The 22,982-nt window shown below is 34.1% G+C and carries 13 protein-coding genes; 8 read left to right on the forward strand and 5 right to left on the reverse strand.

The features are described 5' to 3' along the window. Together DZ60_RS0113930 and DZ60_RS0113940 are read right to left on the reverse strand one after the other, a co-directional pair. The coding region (locus DZ60_RS0113930) for an integrin alpha (RefSeq protein ID WP_025742657.1) at positions 1-3,647 on the reverse strand (3,647 nt) is incomplete at its 3' end. 276 nt (positions 3,648-3,923) lie between these two features. Continuing rightward, positions 3,924-5,165 (reverse strand): ABC transporter permease, encoded by a 1,242-nt coding sequence (locus DZ60_RS0113940; RefSeq protein WP_025742658.1) that lies wholly within the window; start codon positions 5,163-5,165, stop codon positions 3,924-3,926. Between the two features lie 8 nt (positions 5,166-5,173). Here DZ60_RS0113940 and DZ60_RS0113945 point away from each other — a divergent pair, with 8 nt between their 5' ends. The 4 genes from DZ60_RS0113945 to DZ60_RS25255 all read left to right on the forward strand — a co-directional run bounded on the left by DZ60_RS0113945 (position 5,174) and on the right by DZ60_RS25255 (position 9,896). Next, the gene (locus tag DZ60_RS0113945) at positions 5,174-6,454 is read left to right on the forward strand and encodes an exo-beta-N-acetylmuramidase NamZ family protein (RefSeq protein ID WP_025742659.1); all 1,281 of its coding nucleotides are present in this window, start codon (positions 5,174-5,176) and stop codon (positions 6,452-6,454) included. A 200-nt stretch (positions 6,455-6,654) separates the two neighbouring features. Further along, positions 6,655-8,799, forward strand: a complete 2,145-nt coding sequence (locus DZ60_RS0113950; protein ID WP_051477662.1) for a tetratricopeptide repeat-containing sensor histidine kinase — start codon at positions 6,655-6,657, stop codon at positions 8,797-8,799. After that, the gene (locus tag DZ60_RS0113955; RefSeq protein WP_025742661.1) at positions 8,789-9,436 is read left to right on the forward strand and encodes a response regulator transcription factor; all 648 of its coding nucleotides are present in this window, start codon (positions 8,789-8,791) and stop codon (positions 9,434-9,436) included. Before DZ60_RS0113950 ends, DZ60_RS0113955 begins: the two co-directional genes overlap by 11 nt. Positions 9,437-9,746: 310 nt before the next feature. Continuing rightward, on the forward strand, positions 9,747-9,896 hold the full coding sequence (locus DZ60_RS25255) for a hypothetical protein (protein WP_161634422.1): 150 nt from the start codon (positions 9,747-9,749) through the stop codon (positions 9,894-9,896). A gap of 222 nt (positions 9,897-10,118) precedes the next feature. Here the strand turns inward: DZ60_RS25255 and DZ60_RS0113965 are convergent, their stop codons facing one another. Continuing rightward, complete coding sequence (locus tag DZ60_RS0113965) at positions 10,119-10,613, reverse strand: YkgJ family cysteine cluster protein (RefSeq protein ID WP_025742662.1); 495 nt, start codon at positions 10,611-10,613, stop codon at positions 10,119-10,121. Between the two features lie 72 nt (positions 10,614-10,685). Between DZ60_RS0113965 and DZ60_RS0113970 the strand changes: the two genes are divergently transcribed. Continuing rightward, positions 10,686-11,399 (forward strand): class I SAM-dependent methyltransferase, encoded by a 714-nt coding sequence (locus DZ60_RS0113970; protein ID WP_025742663.1) that lies wholly within the window; start codon positions 10,686-10,688, stop codon positions 11,397-11,399. 177 nt (positions 11,400-11,576) lie between these two features. Continuing rightward, on the forward strand, positions 11,577-12,353 hold the full coding sequence (locus tag DZ60_RS0113975) for a hypothetical protein (protein ID WP_025742664.1): 777 nt from the start codon (positions 11,577-11,579) through the stop codon (positions 12,351-12,353). Positions 12,354-12,425: 72 nt separating this feature from the next. Here the strand turns inward: DZ60_RS0113975 and DZ60_RS0113980 are convergent, their stop codons facing one another. Beyond that, the gene (locus DZ60_RS0113980; protein ID WP_025742665.1) at positions 12,426-14,051 is read right to left on the reverse strand and encodes an amidohydrolase; all 1,626 of its coding nucleotides are present in this window, start codon (positions 14,049-14,051) and stop codon (positions 12,426-12,428) included. A gap of 262 nt (positions 14,052-14,313) precedes the next feature. Between DZ60_RS0113980 and DZ60_RS0113985 the strand changes: the two genes are divergently transcribed. Beyond that, positions 14,314-14,607 (forward strand): hypothetical protein, encoded by a 294-nt coding sequence (locus DZ60_RS0113985; protein ID WP_241448746.1) that lies wholly within the window; start codon positions 14,314-14,316, stop codon positions 14,605-14,607. Positions 14,608-14,876: 269 nt separating this feature from the next. On the opposite strand, the gene DZ60_RS0113990 is transcribed toward DZ60_RS0113985, so the two are convergent. Continuing rightward, positions 14,877-16,676, reverse strand: coding sequence for a DUF885 domain-containing protein (locus DZ60_RS0113990; protein WP_034229774.1), 1,800 nt, complete (start codon positions 16,674-16,676; stop codon positions 14,877-14,879). A gap of 517 nt (positions 16,677-17,193) precedes the next feature. Between DZ60_RS0113990 and DZ60_RS0113995 the strand changes: the two genes are divergently transcribed. Then, positions 17,194-22,977, forward strand: coding sequence for a BACON domain-containing protein (locus tag DZ60_RS0113995; RefSeq protein WP_025742668.1), 5,784 nt, complete (start codon positions 17,194-17,196; stop codon positions 22,975-22,977). Positions 22,978-22,982 lie beyond the last annotated feature (5 nt).

Raw genomic sequence — 22,982 nt, forward strand, 5'->3', positions numbered from 1 at the left:
GTGCAACCCAATTCCTGATCAGAAGGACAGGTAATATCGGGGTCGGTTGTATCAGCATCAGTGTTTACCTGAAATGTACATTGTGTTTCATTTTCACTATCATCTGTAACAGTAATCGTTACAGATATATTTGCAGTAAATATAGTTCCTGCTAATGGGGCTTGGGTAATCTCTAGATCCGAATCACAATTATCTGTGGCAACTACCATCGTAGTATAATCGGGTAGTTCTGCACCAATCGTTAATGTTTGATCTTCAACACATGTTTCTATCTCTGGTGCGGTGGTATCATTGTGACCTCCATAAACAATGTGTGTTTTTCCTTGTACTTGATCAAAAGGAGAATCTGGTATTTGTCCTAAAAAAACATCATCGATATCATCTCCATTAAAATCTCCAATTCCGTCAACAGAAGACCCCAAATACCGAGAAGAATCATTAGTCCCCAAAAAATAAACTCCATTGGCACCATTAATTTGACGAAGATCAAAAACTGCATCCCAACTGGTATTTCCATAGACTACATAAACATTTCCGTTATCTCTACTATATTGTGCACTAAGTATTAAATCATCAATATTATCATTATTAAAATCTCCTGCACTATTAATGGATGCTCCGGATTGCCCTCCAAACACATTTCCATAAATAGCAAAACCATTCGTCCCATCTAGACTGGTTAGATCAAAATTTGCCGGATAACTGGGTTGATTTCCAAAAATCACATAACTTACACCTGCTCCTGGCTCCCCATCATCTGCTGAAGGCGCTGTAACAACAAAATCGCTGTATGCATCTCCATTAATATCAAACATTCCGGCAGTACCCGCTCCCAGACCTCCATCATTGATTCCGGAAATAACAAATCCATTAGAGCCATCTAACGTAGTTAAATCCATTTCTGCAACCCCTGGACCCGGACCAAATACGACGAACGCCTGCCCTGTTCTACTCACACCATTAATTTCTGAGTATGGAGCTCCGACAACTATATCCCCAAAACCATCATCATTAATATCACCTATCCCTGATGCACTGCTACCTAAACGGCTATTAAGAAGTACCCCATTCATTTTGAATCCATTGGTACCATTGAGACCATCTAAATCAAAATTACTTGGAAATGTAACCCCAGAACCAAAAACCACATAAGCATTACCAGCATGATCCATGCCATTGGGTGATGAATAATAGGTTCCTAAAATTATATCATCAATATCATCGTCGTTTACATCACCGGCAGCTCTAACAATATTCCCACCTCCAGCTGAATTAGTTTCTTCATCATACGTAATCGTAAACCCATTGCTTCCATCAAGGGATGCTACATCAAATTCAAAAGGAAACGGAGAAGTTACATCTCTTCCATAAATTATAAATGCTTCATAAGAGTCATTAAGGATAAGATCATCTATCCCATCATCATTAAAATCACCTATCTTATCTGCCGAGACAAATTCGAAACCTCCGGTACTTTGCTTTGTGATTTTAAATCCTTGTGAAGGTGTTAGAAGAAACAGGTCAAAAGTGGAGGGATATGGAGTACTGGAACCATAAACCACATAAGCTTCGAAAGGCGCATCAGGTAGGGCATATTGGTCGTCATAATTAGAGAGATGCTCAGCAACCAAAATGATTACATCATCCAAACCATCATTATTAATATCACCTGCATCACTCACAAATGTTGACCAACCTGGCCTTTCAAGATAAGGTCCCATCATGGTAAACCCATTAGATCCTGATAATTGTTCTGGATAGACTAAGTCGTAACATTCGGGTTCTTCGATATCCTGCAGTATGATAGAAAACTGACATTCTGTATAATTACCTGCTCTATCTTCTGCTCTGATGGTTACTATCATCCCATCAGTTACGGGAGTACCCCTTGGTGGATCTTGTGTAATAATTAATGTATAATTAGGTTGACATCCATCGGTAATATCCTCATACATAGGCTGTATATATTCCGGCAATGTTACATCTGGTGCAAGTATCTGATCGCCTGGACAATTTGCTATCACAGGAGGCGTATAATCTATACTTCCGTCCAAGGTTCCTCCATAAACAATATAGGCTCTTCCGGTAAGGTTATAGGAATATAATGATCGAGATATTGCACCAATAATCAAGTCAGGTCTATCATCACCATTGATATCACCTGCATTACTTACGTTACGCCCTAATTGTTGATAACTAAACCTAGCATCATCTATGAATGCTATTCCATTATCACCATTCACTAAAGAAGTCTCAAAAACAGCGTCCCATGGTTGATCACTACCATAGATCACATATGCTTCACCCGCGTTGCCCTGGCCATACGCTCCTACAATAATATCATCAAATGTATCGTCATTAAACTTTCCTGCCATACTTACAGAATATCCGACATACCCATAGTTTTCATCCCCTTCTATAGTAAAACCATTAGTGCCATCCAAAGCAGTAACATTCATACTTGCTCCAAAACCAGTACTATTTCCAAAAACTACATACGCTTTTCCTGCTTGGATTGAAGCTTCAACATCTGCATGATATGCTCCAATAATCATATCATCTACCCCATCTACATTAATATCTCCGGCAGCAGAAACCGAAATACCAAACCGATCTCCACCCTCTGCACCTATCATTTGAAAACCGTTACTTCCATCTAAATCCGAAAGTAATAACTCAGATGGAAATGGATTCGTAGCATCGCGGCCATATACCACAAAAGCAACACCTGTATCAGGAATTACGTCAGCAGCATAGGCAAATCCTAATATAATATCATCGAAGCCATCTCTATTAACATCACCCGCGGTATTAATGGCTGCTTGATCTGGATTACTTGATCCAGTAAGGGTATCGTAATTAATGACAAAACCATTGCTTCCATCCAATGTTGCTGTATCAAAAACATCAGGAAATGTATCAGAGGACCCAAAAATGACATTTCCTTTCCCTGAAAGAACTCCGACAGAAGTAGATGAATATACGATTACATCAGGTTGACCATCACTATTAATATCTCCTGCTGTATTTACTGCTGTTCCAAAAGATCTTTCATCAGTTGTAGAGATCAATCTAAACCCCGTACTCCCAGAAATATTGGAGGTTAATAAAGTAGAAGAAAATGTATCACCCCCAAAAACAACATAGGCACTTTCATTTCCGGGCTCTCCTAAAATAACATCATCAAACCCATCGTCATTAAGATCCCCAAGAGCCCCTGATGATAATCCAAGATTCCCATCTTCCGTTTCTCCTTGTATAGTAAATCCATTGGTCCCATCCAATGTTGATAAATCAAAATTGAGATCAAATGGCTCGCCCTCTTTGCCAAATACAATATATACCGTTCCTGCATCTTCTTCTGCTGTATCGGCCAAAGGAGCACTTATCAAAAAATCATCAATATCATCATCATTGATGTGACCAGCATTACTAACAACATATCCTGCTTGATCATATGCTGTAACGCCTTCTGCAATGAAACCATTGTCTCCATTAATGTAAGAAATAGGTATTTCCGGACATTCATAAGGACTACTTGACTGACCATAAGAACCTAAAAAACAATTACATAAAATAATAAAACTCAAAAGTAATAATTGTATCCCCTTATCAATTTTAACTTTTTTATTCACTACATTTTTCATCTCTCCTTCCTTATAATTAACTCCTACGAAATTAAAATGTAGCGCGAAAAATGTTGGTACTATATACCGTGATAAATTATCTTTAAAAAATCACGGTTTTCAGTGTTTTTTTATTTAAAAAAATTTTTTTCATAACCATTAATTCAAATTTTACAGAAAAGAAAAGTTGAATTTTATTTTCTATCAAATCTCTTTTCATAATAAATGAGGTTGGGTCATTAATATGGAATATCTTTTTTAAGAAAAATATGATATGGTAGTAAGTACATTATTTCCTTACTGAAAACGTATTGATTTTGTGGGAGATATTTTTGATATTATATACGAAGGAATTAATAACATAAGAAGGCATAACAACATAGTACCTATATTAAGAATAAATATATACCCCCAATCTATATAAATAGGTGCTGTATTTACATAGTATGTTTCTGGATTGAGACTTACTATCTCATATTTTTGTTGAAGTAGCAATAATCCAATTCCGATTAGATTTCCCCAAAAAAGTCCAATCAATATTAAATACGCAGCGTTATACAAAAAAGTCTTACGTATACTCCAATCATTTGCTCCCAAGGCTTTCAATATTCCTATCATAGGTGTTTTTTCAAGAATCAAAACAAGTAAAGCGGTAATCATATTAATTCCTGCCACCAAAATAATGATTCCTATAATACCAATAATATTCAAATCAAAAAGCTTTAACCATTCAAAAATAGTAGCATATTTTAAAGTAATAGTCTGACTATCTAAAGTAGAGGGTATATTTTCATAAATCTCCTGTCCTTTTTGATCTATCTTATCAAAATCATCAAGAAATACTTCGAAGTTTCCGACATCATCTTTCTCCCATTTATTCATTTTAATGATATGGCGTATATCTGCAAAAAGAAAGGTTTCATCAAATTCTTGAAAACCTGAATTATAAATCCCTATAACCTTAAAAGCTCTAACGAAAGGTTTTGAATTTGACGAGGTATTTTTTTTCAAAAAATATGTAACTACTTTATCTCCTAATTTCAACCCCAATCGATTGGCTAAATGCGATGACAAAAGAATTTCTTCATTAAGTTTTCCTGTATAGTCAGGAATTTTACCCTCAATAAGGTATTCCTCAAAATAATTCCAATTATACTCTTTTCCTACTCCTTTTACCACAACTCCATCAAAATCTGTTGCTGTTCTTATGAGCCCCATTTTTGTAGCTACACCTTGTATATGGGTTATCCCATCTACTTCTGGGAATTCTGGGTAAAAACTTTGATCTGTCGATATTGGAAATGTGGACTCTAAACTACTGTTACCATCAAAATTAGAAATTAAAACATGCCCGTTAAATGCGGCAACTTTTTCACGAATTTTGCGTTGTAAGCCTACACCTGTAGCAATAGTAATCAACATCATGATCATACCGATTGCAATAGCCGAAATTGCAATTTTTATGATTGGGGTCGAAATGCTACTTTTATGTTCCTTACCTTTGATAAGGCGTTTGGCAATAAAATACTCAAAATTCAAGTTTCACTATGGTTTTTGTTAGAAATGCATTCAAAAATACATTTTTATTCCTTTTAATAATTTTTATTTCTTGTGTAAGCGGAATAAAAACACCTCCGAATACTGAGGCTGAAGAAGCTGAGAGTCCTATTTCTTCTTCATACCGCGTACAAGATACTATAAAAAACCAACATCAAATTGTTGTTGGGGCAAATCAAACAGAGGTTTATATACCGCTTATCGGAAATAAAAAAATAGCCCTTGTAGGAAATCAGACTTCTGTTATTTTTAAGAATACTATAGACCAAGAAGATTATGTACATCTAGTTGACTCTTTGCTATCAAGGAATATCAATATTGTTAAAGTTTTTGCTCCCGAACATGGTTTTAGAGGCAAAGCAGATGCTGCTGAACTTGTTGCCGACGGAAAAGATATTAAAACAGGTATTCCTATTTTATCTTTATATGGTAAACAAAAAAAGCCTTCAACTAAATCTTTATCTGATATTGAGCTTATGGTTTTTGATATTCAAGATGTGGGGGTACGATTTTACACTTATATCTCTACACTTCATTATGTCATGCAGGCCTGCGCAGAAAATAACATTCCGGTGTTGATATTAGACCGTCCCAATCCCAATGCTCATTATATCGATGGTCCTACCCTAGAATCAAAACATGCAAGTTTTGTTGGCATGCATCCCATTCCTTTGGTTCATGGTATGACAATTGGTGAATATGCTAAAATGGTTAATGGTGAAGGCTGGCTAGGTAAAGGCTTAAAATGCGATATTGAGATCATTCCTGTAAAAAACTATACACATAGCACTCCATACCACCTACCCATTCGACCTTCTCCGAACTTACCTAATGATAAAGCTATCAATCTATACCCTAGTCTAGGTTTTTTTGAAGGCACTACCATTAATGCAGGTCGAGGAACAGAATATCAATTCCAGATGTATGGATCGCCAGATCTCACCATTGAAAATTACGACTACACCTATATCCCGAAACCTAATTTTGGGGCAAAATATCCCAAACATAGAGGAGAAATATGTTATGGTCAAGATTTAAGAAAAAGTACTGCATTAGATTCAATACAATTGAAATGGCTGTTTGATGCTTATAACAATTCAAAAAATAAAGAAACATTCTTTAAGACTAAATCGTTTACAGCCCATGCTGGCAATGAAAAACTGCAACAGCAAATAGAACAAGGAATATCCCTACAAGAAGTACGAGCTTCATGGCAAGAGGATTTAGAAAAGTTTAAAGAAAAAAGAGAACAATATCTTATTTACAAATAGATTCTCATTATAACTATAAAATTACTAAAAATCCTTTACTACTTATTTTGAAAAAAATATCCTAAGGAAGTTGATTCTTTTGGCGTACAAATAAAACAAATTAAACACAAATAGCTACAAAACAACATTTTACACAATAAAAATACCCCTGAAAACAGGGGTATTTTTTTTTACAGGAAACAATACATTTGTCTATGCTTATGTCATTACATAGAGTCATTATATATAATATCTTTCTTCTTCCTTACCTCATTTTGGCGCAGGTAAAGGAGCATAAGATTGTCCATCTTGGAGAAAGTATAATTCAAGGTTATGGAGAAAAAGAAGAACAATACATAGAAAAAGCATACGAGCTGTTTCACAATAATAAGCAAAAAGAAGCTTACCAACTAGCACACAGACTACTTAAGACTGTAGTAAAAAGACATTCTAAAGCCAAGACAAGTCTACTTTTGGGGTATTACTTTAATTCAAAAGGTCTTATAGATTCTAGTTTTTATTTTACCAACAAAGCAATAAAACTCAACATTATCTCCAATGATTCACTAAGAAATCGAATTAACGGACAAGCGTATAATCTACTCGGTATTAATTGCAAAAACAAAGGCCTACTCGAGAAAAGTAAAAAATGGCACATACAAGGGATTAGTGTCTCACAAAAATTTAATGAAGAAAACCTATATTACGCACACACGCACGGTTTAGCACTTACTTACAGTAAAATGAAAGATTATGAAAATGCCTTAAACTTGTTTAAAGAGTGTTTAGAATACAAAAAAAACCCAGAGATCGTTTATGGAAGCTATATCAATATCGCTAATATTTATGCCCAATTAAAAGATTATAATTCATCAAATAATTACTTTGAAAAAGCACTACAATTAAGTCAGAAGCAGGAAAAACATAAAGCCTCAGTAGTAATCACTATAAATATAGCCGCAAATTATCATGAGCAAGGAAATTTTAAAAAAGCTATTGTTCTATATAAGAGTGCGATCAAAATAGCCGATAAAAATGAGTTTACACAACTTGCACTTATTGCACGTCTAAATATTGGTAATTCTTTCCTAAAATTAGAACAATATCAAAAGGCAAAAAAAATCTATGAAAGCAGTTTAAGCAGTGCAATAAAACTTGGATTTCTTGCTGAACAAAAAACAATTTATGACAATCTTAAAGACATACACCTAAAGCTTAAAGATTACCAAAATGCTTTTGAATTTTTAACAAAGTCAATAGAAATTACTGATTCTATCAATCAAATGCAAAAGGCCAAAGAGATAAGAGAATTAGAGGTTGAGTACCAAACATTACAAAAAGAAAAAGAAATTAAGGTATTACAAGTTGTAAACGCCAATAGATCATTAGAACTAAAAAATAAGGAAGAGGCAATAAAGAATCTTAAACTACAACAAGAGGTCATACAAAAAGAAAATGAAAATAAGATTTTAGCATTTCAGAATTCATCAGAAAAAAGAAGAAATGAAATTGTTGTCCTAAAAAAAGATCAAGAATTACAAGAAGCGAAACTTATCCGACAAAAAAGTATAAAAAATATTATTTTATATTCTTCAATAATTATTCTGATCCCTATTATTGGTTTATTGATAATGTATTATCAAAAACTCGTAACTCAGAAGGAATTGCACAGAAAAAAAGAAGAAATTAGCCAACAACAAACAGCGTCTTTAATAAAAGATCAAGAACTAAAACTTATTAAAGCATCTATAGAGGGGCAAGACAAAGAGAGAAAACGTATCGCCCAAGAGTTACATGATAGTATTGGTGGTAATCTGGCAGCAATAAAACTACAGCTTAATAATACCATTGTGAATGGCCAAAGGAAATCACTAAAAACAATAAATAATCAAATTGATGATACCTATGAACAAGTACGTAATTTATCTCATAATTTGATCCCTAAGAAGTTTAGAAAGAATAATTTTTGTGATGTTATCGAAGAATATATGGACAATATTGCCAGTGCATGCAATCTCAAAACATCTTTTCTTGTATACCCAAGAAAAGAGATCGATTATATTGATGAGTTCCTTCAAATCGAAACATTCAAAATTATACAAGAACTTATTACTAATACTATAAAACACGCCAAAGCTTCTTCGATAGAATTGCAATTAAATCTTATAGAAGATACACTCAATGTATTATTCGAAGATGATGGGATCGGTTTCGAAACCAAAAATAGTATCGAAGGTATTGGACTTAATAATATAAAAAGTAGATTAAAAAATATATCCGGCGACTTTTTTATTGATTCTAGAATCAATAGAGGTACCATCATAAATTTAGAAATCCCAATAATAACCATTCAAAATGAAATATAATTTAATTATAGTAGACGATCACAAAATGTTTTTAGACGGTCTGTTAAGTATTTTAAATTCTGAAGATGAGTATAACATCCTGCTAACAGCAAAAGATGGAACCCATGTTGCTAAGTATTTAGAGATTAACCCAAATGAAAAAATTGACCTTATCATTACGGATATTTCTATGCCCGAATTAGATGGTATTTCGCTCAACAAAGTGATAAAAAAGAAAAAAAAGAATATAAAAACACTAATTGTGAGTATGCATAATGATTCGCAAATGATCGATTCACTGATAGAAAATGATGTAGATGGTTATGTGCCAAAAAATGCCGAAAAAGAAGAACTTCTCAAAGCTATCAAAACCGTACTTAAAGGAAAAAAATACTTCTCAAAAGAAATAAAAGACATTTATCTCGAGAACAAATTCTTACGTAAGAAACAAGAAGATATCAAATTAACACAACGCGAAGTCGATGTCATCACATTAATCGCTCAAGAATTCACTACTCAAGAAATTGCTGATCAATTATTTTTGAGCAAGCATACCATAGAAAGTTACAGAAAAAATCTAATCGCAAAATTAAATGTTAGAAATCTGGCAGGGTTAACAAAATATGCACTTAAAATGAATTATATAAAAAATGACTGATTAAACTTATTCTTATTTTAGAAAAACTTTAAAATATTAATCATTTTATAAGAAAGATAATCACTTGAAGACTTTACTTCAAAAATAATTCAATTTCTTTTATATATAACCTACTGATTTAGGTACAACACCCAAGACAACTTATTGTTGTTAGTTTTTCAAAACACACAGAACTAACTCACTGATTATTAGACAAAATGTTATAAACTTGTTAATTCTAAAAAATCACTGAAAACAGGGGGGTATTTAATACCAAAATGATCTAATTTTCAAACTCGAAATTCATATAAACCTGAAAAGAATAGTCAAAATGAAATTATCAATCAAAAGCTACAAAATCCAATCAAATGATGTTCTAAATCAAATTCAATTATCAAAAATATTTGGAGGAACAGAAGTAACACGTCCGGGATATGATTTAGAAAATCCATTAATAGACCCAGATGAAGCTACAAGCTAAAATTTTTATCAAAGGCAATCAGATAAACGACAATAGTTAATTAAAATATAAAAAATTGATCTTTATTTTTTAATATGAAGATCAAACAAGTTAAGTCCTACCAATATATCTGTAAAAAGGTCATAAGAACACTATCTTATGGCCTTTTTTATTGTCTCGTAAAAAACCCAATTAAATAGCCCCTTTCCTTCTTTCATTAAAACCGCTACTGTAATACAAAATTTACAAAGTTAATCTTGCTTTCATTTTTTCGACAATAGCATATGCAGCTGGACAAATTGCAACGTTTTTTAAGGTTATATTCGTGATTTGTTGAAATTTCTTACGATCCGTATGCGGATATTCTCGACATGCCTTGGGTCTTACCTCGTAGATCCCACAATAATTATCTACCCCTAAAAAAGTACATGGTGTTTGTTGCAGTACTAAATCATTATCTTCATCAGTTCTAAGGTATTGTTCTTCGAACCGTTTTGGTTTAATTTTCAAAAACTTCGAGATACGCACTACATCTTTATCAGTAAAAAGAGGCCCTGTGGTTTTGCAACAATTTGCACATTGCAAGCAATCAGTCTCGCCAAATTCTTGATCATGCAGGTCCTGCATTATTTGGTCCAACTTTTTAGGAGGTCTTTTTTTGAGTTTAGCAAAGAACTTCTTATTCTCGATATGTTTATCTTTGGCCAATTGTGGTAATTCGTCTATACGATCTTGCATACTACAAAAATAAGATATTTTGATCATTGCAAAAGCCAATATCAATACATCATTTTAAAATCAAACAACATTATGAAACCTGATATTTTTGGAAACGCCATCAAGGATTTTTATTCAAATCAATATACCCAAGATATTATTGTTAAAGCAGATGATTTTGATGACGACCATATACCAATCCCTTATCTTTTCAGGTCATATACTGATATGCCCAAAATAGAACAAAGAGCATTAGATCTATCTTTTGGTAAAGTATTAGATGTTGGATGCGGAGCTGGCAGTCACAGTCTTGTGCTTCAAAACCAAAAAAAACTAGACGTAACAGCTATTGATATTTCTGAAGGTGCCGTCGAAGTCTGTAAAAAAAGAGGAATAACAGATGTAAGAGTTTTTGATTTTTTTGAAATTGATAACTCACAGTATGACACTATTTTGTTCTTAATGAATGGTAGCGGTATCATAGGCACCTTACATAATATAGATCGCTTTTTTTTACACCTTAAAACTGTATTGGCGCCAGGAGGGCAAGCATTAATTGATTCTTCTGATATTTCATATCTTTTTGAAGAGGAGGATGGCGGATTTTGGGTTGACACATCAGTTGGATATTATGGAGAAATGAAATACAAAATAGCATACAAAAAACAGGTTTCAGAAGAATTTGATTGGTTATATATCGACTATAATACCTTACAAAATGCGGCAAATACTAATGGATTTCTAGTAGAACTATTATTGACAGGAGAAAACAATGAATACCTTGCAAAACTTACTGTAGCTGATTGATTACATCAAAGAAAAGGATACGTTTTGGTTTTTATTTAAAAAAAAGAGCGTGTTCACAAAACCTCGGTACAATTTTTGATACCTAGAGATTCTATATAGTAAAACTATGTTAAAGAAAAATATAATGACGAATAAAACCGTTTATTTATATGTGCTAACCTCTATAAACTGCATCTTTTGAAAATATTAAAATTACTCAGTTATCTATTTATATCCTCCCTAATTCTTGTGGGATGTTCTAATGATGATAATGACAACGTTGATTCTAATAGTATTGCCAATCAGGCAAACAACAAACAACCTCTTGGATCATCAGCCAATGATTTATTGAGTGATACAAACTTTAGCAGTATCACCGTTGAAATTGTTTCTGTAGAAGGATTTGAACCTACTGCGGCTGCATTATCTGGTTTTACTCAATTTCTAGAAGACCGTTTATTCAAACCAGAGGGCATTACTATTACACAACGCTCTGTCGTTTCTTCTGGCAAAGCCCCCTTTTCTATAGAAGAAATCGTAGAAATAGAAAATGACACGCGAACCTTATTTAATGAAGAAGATGATATTGCAGTATATATATACTTTGCTGATGGTAGCAGAGAAGATGACAATGGTGATGAACAAATAACTTTAGGTTCGGCATACCTGAACACCTCGATAGTCATCTATGAAGATACTTTACGAAATCTAACAACTAATTTTAATGCTCCGTCTCTTAGTACTATAGAAAATGCAACACTAAACCATGAATTTGTTCATTTATTGGGTTTGGTGAATATTGGCACTCCTCTACAATCTGATCATGAAGACGAAGAAGAAAGTAATCATTGTAATGTAGTCGGCTGTCTAATGCAATCAGCCATACAATTTGGCAACGGTGTTATGGGCATAAATAATGTCCCTGAACTTGATCCTCTATGCATTGCAGACTTGCAAGCCAATGGCGGAAAATAAGAAGCCGCAATCGCAATGAGCTCCAAAAAACCAAAAGAAACCTCTTCTACTTCATAAGAAAAAAGGAGGTTTTTAATATACTTTTTCTCCGCCCAAATAAGTCGCATTTACTTTTATAGTAGGAATTTTATCTTCATCTACCTTCATTATATCTTCTTCTAGTATTACAAAGTCGGCAAATTTACCTCGGGTGATACTTCCTTTTTCTAATTCCTCAAAATTACTGTAGGCAGCCCAAAGTGTCATTCCTTTTAAAGTTTCTTCTCTTGTAAGTGCATTTTCTTTTTGAAAACCACCTTTGGGATACTGTTTTAAATCTTTTCTTGCCACAGCAGCATAGAACGTGTAAAAAGGGTTCACATGTTCTACCGGATAATCTGTCCCCAAAGCGAGTCTCCCTGTTTTTTCTAATAACTTCTTATATGCATATGCTCCTTTTAAACGCTCTAACCCCAATCGTTCATCTGCCCAGTACATATCACTGGTAGCATGAGTAGGCTGCACACTCATTATTAAGTTATCATCAAGCAATTCAAATTCATTAGAATCTACAACCTGTGCATGTTCAACACGCCATCTTCTATTAGATGTACCCTGTAAAACATCATAGTACGTTTTCATTACAAGAGCATTGGCAGAATCGCCTATAGCATGTGTATTCATCTGAAAATCTGACAATACTAATCTTTTGGCGAGTTCTTTGAAATCTTCATTGCCTATCACCATCGCACCAAAATGATCCTCCTGATCACTGTATGGTTTTTTTAATACGGCACCTCTTGACCCCAATGCTCCATCGGCATACACCTTAAAAGAAGAAACATTAAGCTTATCGGTTTTGTATACTCCTTTTTGCAAATAATAATCTACATACTCTGGCACATTACTTACCATTGCATACATGCGTATCTTGAGTTTATTCCTTTTTTGCAAACTATCTATTAATGCAATTACCTTTGGACTAAGTCCTGCATCATCTATTGTAGTCAACCCATAACCAAAATTAATTTTTTCAGCATCCATTAATGCGTTAATTTGTTCATCACGAGATGGCTCAGGAATTATTGCTTCAACGAGTCCCATTGGGTTGTCTATAAGAACCCCCAAAAGCGCACCATCTTTCTGTAAAATCTCCCCTCCCATTACCTTAGTATCAATTGTAATTTTGGCCATATCCAATACTTTTTGATTCACAAGCATTGCATGACCATCTACCCTTGTCAAAGCTACAGGAGTATCCGGAAATAGACTATCTAAAATCTCTTTTGAAGGATACTCTTTTACCTCCCAATCGTTCTGATCCCAACCTCTACCAGTAATAAAAGATAAATTCTTTTCTTCTTGAAACACTACAAGACGTTTCAATACCTCATCATAGCTTTTGGTTCCGGTAAGATCTACTTTCTGTTGTTGTAAACCAAGTCGATAAAAATGGCAATGTGCATCTATCAAACCAGGAACTATTGTTTTTCCCTTTGCGTCTAATGTGTCTGTAGCTGCATACAAATGTAATAACTCTTCATTGGTACCAATAGCCAAGAATTCGCCTTCTTTAACAACAAATGCTTCGGCTTTGGGATACGAATCATCTACTGTATACACATTAGCATTAAACACTAATAGGTCTGCTTGGATTTTGGTTTTTTGACAAGAAATAAGTAATACGATACTACCTAGAAATAGGACTATTTTTTTCATGTTAGTTGAGTTTGTGTTTCTAAAAATAATAATATCCATTTTGTAGGTTGGTTAATTTTTTCATAATATCAAAACACTAATTTTTCAATTTCAAAAACTGTATAATATTTTGCCTTAGTAAAAATTCCCTTAACACCTTAAACAACAAACTTAAAAGCAAAAAAAGCACACCCTAATATTGAGGTGCTATTTAGTTTTAAAACACCAAATAGTATCTTTACAATAAAAACATATGCGTGACGAAAAACTAAAAATCTACAAAATGCTTGTCGATAAATGTCCCAGATTTAAAATTAAGGGCAAAACAATGCCATACACTTCTGCAAATGGCCATATGTTTTCTTTATTCAACAAGAACAATGAAATTGGCATGCGTTTTTCTAAGGATGTCCAAAAAAAGTATTTGAAAGAATTCAACACGACACACTTTATTTCTTACGGAGCAGTAATGAGAGGATATGTCTTAATTCCTGAAACTATGCTCAATGATTTGGACCTATTAGCTATTTACCTTAATGAAAGCTATGAATATGTTATGTCACTTGATCCTAAATAATCATTAGAAAAATTAATAATCTAATGAAATGAAATACCGAACATGAATAACATTACTTCGGGATAGCACCAAATCTTATAAACACTAAGAAGCAAAGGTCTAATTGTTTAATTACTTTAAAGAATAGTGCGCATCACAAAACAGTATCGCATAAATTCATAATGATAAAAACTGTTGAAACTTTTATCATTGACCTCTTTTACCAACATACCATTCAAAGAAAATCGTACCAGAGTTATATATGGCATTTAAAATTATAGGCTTACAAATCAACTTTTATTCTTTTTTATCCAATTGTTAATCTTATTTTCCAGAATAGCCAAAGGCACACATCCAGTTTCTAGAACTTCATTATGAAATTGTCTAATATCAAAGGTTTCTCCTAATTCTTGTTCTGCTTTTGCTCGAAGTTCCTTAATTTTTAGTTGGCCTATTTTGTATGATAACGCTTGCCCTGGGTTTGCCATATAGCGTTCTATTTCGGAGATAATACCTGCTTCGGATTCTGCCTCATTATCCATTGAATATTGTATAGCTTCTTCTCTAGACCATCCCTTTGCATGCAAGCCCGTATCGACAACTAAACGAATGGCTCTATGCATTTCCATTCCTAACATACCAAAATATTGATATGGATCGGTATATAAGCCCAGCTCTTTACCTAATGATTCACTATACAATGCCCAACCTTCACCATATCCGCTGTACCACAATGTTTTTCTAAATTTCGGAAGCACTTCACTTTCTTGAGTTAATGAAATCTGATAATGATGTCCAGGAATCGCTTCATGCAAAAATAACGATTCGTCATTATGGGTATTATATTTTAAGACATCAGGAATCGGAGTATAAAAAATTCCCGGTCGCGTACCATCTAATGATCCAGGGTTATATTCTGCACTTGCAGATTTTTCTCTAAAAGCTTCTGTACGCCTTACTTCAAAAGGGGTTTTAGGTTTTATATCGAATAATTTTTCAATTTGCGGTTTCATGCGATCATGAATAGCATTAAAATTATCCAAAACCTGCTTTGGCTCCGTAAAAGGCATCAATTCTTTCTTAGTACGAACATAATCAAAAAACGATTTCAGGTCTCCTTCATACCCTACCTGTTCTTTTATCTTTTCCATTTCTGAAGATATTCTTGCCACTTCAGAAAGTCCCAGCTCATGAATCTCATCAGCTGTCATATTTGTAGTTGTATACAGTTTAATCTGATGTTGATAAAATTCTTTTCCATTAGGAATTTCAGAAATTCCAGAACTTGTTCGACCCGCTTCGAGATATTCTGTACTCATAAATTGATGCAGTTTGGTATATGCAGGAATTACCTTCTCTGAAACCATCGCTTTATACTTTTTTGTAAGTTGTTCCTTATCTTCTACCGAAAAATTTTCTGGAAACATTTTGACAGGCGAATAAAAGAGATGTTCTTCAAGATTTGTTACGGTTAGTGCTTCTAATTGTGGTAAAACTTTTACTATTATTGATTTAGGAAGCACATATCCTTTTTCCATACCTTCTTTCATTTTTTCTTCTGCAGATTGCATCCATGCCAAATATCCATCAAGACGAGAAAGCCAATTATCATAATCTGTTACAGTAGCAAAAGGTTGTGCACTTGCCCCGCTAGCAAGCTGCCCTATTAATAGATTAATAGACCACATTTGATCAATCGGAAAATACTCCTTTTTAAATGTAAAGCCTTCTAAATGCACATCGCATTCCCACAACAAAATCTCTTTAGTTATTTTCTGACTTTCAGAAAGCATTGCATCATCATATTTTGACAACTGTTCTTTATATGACGTATAATATGTCTTCATTTTTTGAACCGTTTCTTCTGCCAATTCATTAGAAAATTGATCATTAAACCTGTTATCTCCTTCAAAAGTAGCCCTAAGAGGGTCAAACAAAAGACCTTCTTCATAATATGCATTCAACATAGTAGTAAAATCATTGTCAATAGCAGTTTTTGCAGCAGGCTCATTTTTGACAGTATTAACCTCTTTTTTACAAGATAAAAAAGTACTAATAACAAAAAATACAAACCCTATTTTTTTTATCATGATCGTGTGTGTTTTATTTTTAATAATGAGAAAGATACTAAAATTGGCATCAACATTTAGTACAATTATTGAAACATTTTTTTTCAAAAAAACTAATATAAATAACCATTCGGCGTTATACATATTCTAATGAGCAACGAAAAGCACGTATCTCAATATTTTGGTAATTATCAAGAGAAATTCTAATCAAAAAACAGCTAATTAACTTTATTTAACAATTGATTCTGATAATCTTATTTTTTTAACTAAAAAAATAAAAAAACAATATTATATTTACACTTTTTTTTAATCAACAACACAATAACTATAAAATAATTACGCATCACGAATTTCGTCTTAAAACCAACCTTTTTTTCATGAATAGGAAAGCATCCTTACATCTTCTTGCTAACTACAAATCATAATAAACCGATTACTTTTTTATGATTCTTCATAATGCACTTTTTTTAAAACAATAAAATATAGTACCAATACGTCACACTTGTACATTAATCACTAACACACATAAACACCAAAAATGAAAACTCACTTTAATGAATTTAGAGGCTCACACCATATGGCCGCTAATTCTTCACTACTCAAGTTAGTTAACGCTCAAACATTATTATTTCTAACTTTCTTATTTTTTATAACGCCAAAAACCGCTAATGCAACAGACTACACCATAAGTTCTGATGATGAGTTCAACGATCTCTCACTTTCTGCTGGTGATGTTGTTACATGGGCCAACGGAACGTACTCTGACCAAAGCATTAATTTTATAAATGCAAGTGGTACAGCATCAAACCCTATTATTTTAAAAGCAGAAACTCCTGGTGGAGTTATCTTTACAGGAGAATCTCGTTTATTTTTTGCTGGTGACTACCTGATCGTAAATGGATTTTACTGGAATGGTGGTGAAGGTGCAAGTGATCATATTTCTTTTCGTCGAAATGGTTCTGACTCTGATTTTGGAAACAACTGTACCATTAGAAATTGCGCTTTTAACAACTTATATACAGAAGAACCTGGAAAAAGTAGATGGATTGTTCTTTATGGCACCAACAATATTGTCGAGAACTGTTCTTTTGTAAACAAATTAAGTGCAGGAGCCTGTATTTTGGTAGAATTAGCATATCAAGGCACTACTATTCCGGCACATACAATTAGAAGTAATTACTTTTACAATATTACACCAAAGGATACATTCTCTACTAATTCAGGAGATTGTGAAGCGATAAGAATTGGTGTTAGCGAATTCCAAGCAATTAGCGCGCAAGTTACTGTTGAAAACAACTATTTTAAGGAAGCTGATGGTGAGAATGAAATTATAACCAATAAAAGTGCCGACAATATATTCAAAAATAACACTTTTAGAAACTGTCGAGGATCTCTGGTATTACGTCATGGTTCAGGAGCATTAGTTGATAGCAACTTCTTCTTAGGTGAAGGAAAAGCTAAATCAGGAGGAATTCGAGTAACCGATAGAGATCATGTAATTATTAATAACTACATGCAAGACCTAAGCAATGATGGGGATGTATGGAACAATGCAATTACCCTTGTCGGAGGTGGTGAGTCTTCTGGAGGAAGCGGTAATGGATACCAAAATGTAGATAATGTTTTAATAGCATTTAATACTATATATAATTCTGATGATCCAATTCATTATAATGACAGAAACTCGTATGATCCTACAGGTGTTATAGCTTACAACCTTGTATATGGCGCAACAGGAACTGACCTTATTACTGGCGATATTTCTGGAACAGGCTCTGGAATAGAATACGTAGGTAATATCATGGGAGGATCGACTATTGGGGTAACCTCTGGAGGTATCACAGAAGCAATAGAGACTTTTACTGCTAATGGTGAAATTGTTAAACCCATAAGTACAGGTATAGCTGCAAATGCAGGAGGTAATGACTATGCTGCGACAGTAAACACAGATATAGAAGGACGTACTCGACCTAATAGCAATATGGATGTCGGTGCCCATGAAGTATCAGGAGGTACAGGAAATGTTATATATAGTCCAATTACTGATAATCAAGTAGGGGATAATATTGGATCATGTTTCCTTGATGCATCTGGTAATACACTAAGCACATGTGGCGACACAGGAACAAGTGACATTTTACTAGTATCTTCAGCTTCAGACTTTAGTGCAGACGAAGAAACGCAAACAATAAATATTACTTCTAATCTATCCTGGAATGCTAGTGATGATAGTTCTTGGATCTCTATTACACCAACTAGTGGATCTAATGATGGATCTATAAGCATAACGGTTTCAGAAAACACAAGTACTTCTGATCGCTCAGGAGAAATTACGGTTACTGGAGGAAGCTTAACAAGAACAATAAACATAACTCAATTAGGAGTAGAAGATGCGACTGAAATATTAACTATATCATCACCTACTGATTTTTCAGCTAATGGTGGTACACAAACGCTTAGTATTACTTCTAACTTAGATTGGACTCTAAGTGAGAATAGCTCATGGCTATCAACTAGTACTACAAATGGTTCAAATAACGCAACGGTAAACATAATTGCTTCAGAAAACACTTCTAGTAGTTCACGAAACGCAACCGTAACCGTAAGTGGCGGAGACATTACACGAAGCTTTACCGTTACACAAGAAGCAGCATCAAATTCTAGCTTAGCACCTTCAAGCATACTTCCTGACTTAGCATATTTTAAAATCACATATCCATTAGATATAAATGGAGACGATTATGAAGGTGTTGAATATAATGACCGAGAAGATCCAGACATTAAAGCACATGAAGTTAGAGACCTTGTGGATTATGTACCTTCAACTCCGTTCTCTGAATACTTTTATGTCGAAGGAAACGAAGTTGTTTTTAAAGCGCATTGTGCTGGAGCATTAAGTAGCGCAAATGCCTACCCTCGAAGTGAACTTAGAGAAACAATAGATGGAAATGATGAATTTTGGAGTTTCGATGATGAACAAGAATTAAATGCAACTTTTAGAGTTACACACCTACCAAATATAAAACAAGAAGTTTGTATGCTGCAAATCAAAGGAGACTCATCTGAAGAAGTTTTTAGATTAGAGTACCGAGCAGATGATGACGATGAACTGTTACATGTAACTATAAATGAAGATGACAATCAGGATGACTACCAGAATATCATGGATTATTCACTAAATGATGTTATAAAGGCTAGAATGTATATTAATGATGGACGCGTATATATAGAACTTGACAACCTAAATGTAAGTGGACCTAATGGCGAATGGAATTACGACTTTGATAGTGCTTATGGCGGTGGATATTTTAAGGCTGGTGCATATACTCAATCTTCTATTTGGGAAGAAAAAAACAAGGCTGGAGATGAAGAACCAGATGCTTATGGCGAAGTACGATTTAGTGAACTAAGACTAGGGACTTCTGTACCTGAGGATTACTTAGAGCTTTCATCTGCCATAAATTTCTCTTCTAATGAAGAATCAAAAACAACAACCGTAACTTCTAATGTAGAGTGGACAGTTTCAGAAAACAACTCATGGATATCTGTGGACACCAATAGCGGATCTGGTAATGGCTCTATTACTATTACTACCGCAGAAAACCTTGAAACCTCAGAAAGAAGTGGATTAATTACTGTTTCGGGAGCTGGTATTACCAAAACAATTACTGTTACTCAAGCAGGTTTTACTATTCCTGGACTCTGTACTGAGGGGACTAATTTATCATTGACAGCATCAATAGCTAATTTTAGTGATGAAGAAAACTCTACTAATACCGTTACTAATATTCTAGATGGAAACCCAGGTAACCGATGGTCTGCAGAAGGATTTCCGCAATATGCAGTAATTGATTTAGGAAGTGATTATAATATCAATGAAATTAATTTGACTCCTTATGAAAATAGAGCCTATCAATTTACTGTAGAAGGATCTTCGGTTTCGGCAACTTCTGATTTCTTTACATTAATAGATGCTTCGGATAATACATCAGGTGGAGATGTAATTAATAGAACTTTTCCAGAACAATCAGCTCGTTATGTAAAACTAACTATTACAGGAGCATCTGGTTATACTGGATCATGGTCCTCGATTATAGATTTTGAAATCCTCTGCGCAGGAGCAACTCAAACCGATAACCTAACAGTATCGGATGTTTCAGAATTTCCTGAGACTGGTGAAACACAAACAGTAACAGTTACATCGAATGTTGATTGGACAGTTTCAGAAAACAGCTCTTGGGTCTCTGTGAATACCAATAGTGGATCTAACAACGGATCTATAGAAATTACTGTAGATGAGAATACATCTACAAACACACGTACTGCTGATATAACTGTTGAAGGTGGTGACATTACCAGAACCATTACTATCACACAAGCAGCAGCTACCATTGATGATATACTCACAGTATCCGCTGTTTCTGAGTTTTCGGCTGATGGAGAAACACAAACGGTGACAATCACTTCTAATATTGACTGGACAGTTTCAGAAAACAGCTCTTGGGTCTCTGTGAATACCGATAGTGGATCTAACAACGGATCTATAGAAATTACTGTAGATGAGAATACGTCTACAAACGAACGTACTGCTGACATAACTGTTGAAGGTGGTGACATTACTAGAACCATTACTATCACACAAGCAGCAGCTATCATTGATGATATACTCACAGTATCCGCTATTTCTGAGTTTTCAGCCGATGGAGATACACAAACGGTGACAATCACATCTAATATTGATTGGACAGTGTCAGAAAACGGCTCTTGGGTCTCTGTGAATACCGATAGTGGATCTAACAACGGATCTATAGAAATTACAGTAGATGAGAATACATCTACAAACGCGCGTACTGCTGATATAACTGTTGAAGGTGGTGACATCACCAGAAACATTACTATCACACAAGCAGGAATAAATATATCAGAAGGTTGTACCGAAGGAACCAATTTATCCTCTAGTGGTTCAATTATTGACTTTAGTAATGAACAGAACTCTGAACATACAGTTGATAACATATTGGATGGCGACCCTGACAATCGATGGTCTGCAGAAGGATTTCCTCAGTATGCTGTGATTGATTTAGGAGACACTTACAACGTAAATGAAATTAATTTGTATCCGTACAGTGATAGAGCATATCAATTTTTGGTAGAAGGTTCATTAAATTCTGCAACTTCAGGATTCGAAACATTAACAGATGCAACAGATAATACTGATGATGACTCTATCATAAATCGTAGCTTCACATCCCAAACAGTTCGATATATCAAACTGACTATTACGGGAGCTTCTGGATATACTGGATCTTGGTCTTCTATTTCTGATTTTCAAGTTATCTGTTCTGGAATCATAGTACCTGAAGAAGTTTTAGAAGTCTCTTCTATATCTGATTTCTCATCAGAAGGAGAAAATCAAGAGGTTACAGTCACCTCAAACCTTTCCTGGACTATTACAGATAGTACAAATTGGATATCAACTACTCTCACAAGTGGATCAGAAAATGGTTCTTTCGACATAGTTGTTGAAGAAAATACAGAAGCTAATGAGCGTACGGGTACTGTAACAATAAGTGGAGGAAATTTAACTCGAACGATAAACATTACTCAAGATGCTGCCGAACTCAATAGTAATTGTACCGAAGGATCAAACCTAGCTATAAATGGGGTTATTGTGGACTATAGTGACGAACAAAATTCTGAACATACTGTTGATAACATTATAGACGAAAATCCAGATAACCGATGGTCTGCATCAGGATTTCCTCAATATGCGGTGATTGATTTAGGCGATTTGTATAATGTAAATGAAATTAATTTGTATCCATACAGTGATAGAGCTTATCAGTTTTTGGTAGAAGGCTCACAAAACTCTTCTACTTCTGGTTTTGTAACATTGACAGATGCAACATCAAATACAGAGGGAGGTTCTATAATAAATCGTAGCTTCGCACCTCAGTCAATGCGTTATATTAAACTCACAATTACAGGAGCATCAGGATATACTGGGTCTTGGTCTTCTATTTCTGATTTTGAAATTTTATGCTCTGGTATTACTGCTAGTAGCAACCCTATTTTAGAAGAAAGTACTGCTTCTATTAAATCATACCCTAATCCAACAAATTCATTTATCAATATAGAAATCGAAGGTTATTCTGATGCGAGAGAAATACAGATATTCTCTACATTAGGCCAATTACTTCATACTTCCAAAATTGAATCTAGAATTAACACAATCGATGTAAGCCAATTCAAAACAGGAATATATTTGATCGACATAAAAGGGAAAAAGAATCTTCCAATAATAAAGTTTAGTAAAAAATAACGTAC

The organism is Aquimarina pacifica (assembly GCF_000520955.1).
GTDB lineage: Bacteria > Bacteroidota > Bacteroidia > Flavobacteriales > Flavobacteriaceae > Aquimarina > Aquimarina pacifica.

Coding starts and splice junctions, on each gene's coding strand:
- DZ60_RS0113995 (WP_025742668.1), top strand. CDS start 17,194: ATGAAAACTCACTTTAATGAATTTAGAGGCTCACACCATATGGCCGCT.
- DZ60_RS0113955 (WP_025742661.1), top strand. CDS start 8,789: ATGAAATATAATTTAATTATAGTAGACGATCACAAAATGTTTTTAGAC.
- DZ60_RS25255 (WP_161634422.1), top strand. CDS start 9,747: ATGAAATTATCAATCAAAAGCTACAAAATCCAATCAAATGATGTTCTA.
- DZ60_RS0113980 (WP_025742665.1), bottom strand. CDS start 14,051: ATGAAAAAAATAGTCCTATTTCTAGGTAGTATCGTATTACTTATTTCT.
- DZ60_RS0113985 (WP_241448746.1), top strand. CDS start 14,314: ATGCTTGTCGATAAATGTCCCAGATTTAAAATTAAGGGCAAAACAATG.
- DZ60_RS0113990 (WP_034229774.1), bottom strand. CDS start 16,676: ATGATAAAAAAAATAGGGTTTGTATTTTTTGTTATTAGTACTTTTTTA.
- DZ60_RS0113970 (WP_025742663.1), top strand. CDS start 10,686: ATGAAACCTGATATTTTTGGAAACGCCATCAAGGATTTTTATTCAAAT.
- DZ60_RS0113950 (WP_051477662.1), top strand. CDS start 6,655: ATGTCATTACATAGAGTCATTATATATAATATCTTTCTTCTTCCTTAC.
- DZ60_RS0113945 (WP_025742659.1), top strand. CDS start 5,174: ATGGTTTTTGTTAGAAATGCATTCAAAAATACATTTTTATTCCTTTTA.
- DZ60_RS0113965 (WP_025742662.1), bottom strand. CDS start 10,613: ATGCAAGATCGTATAGACGAATTACCACAATTGGCCAAAGATAAACAT.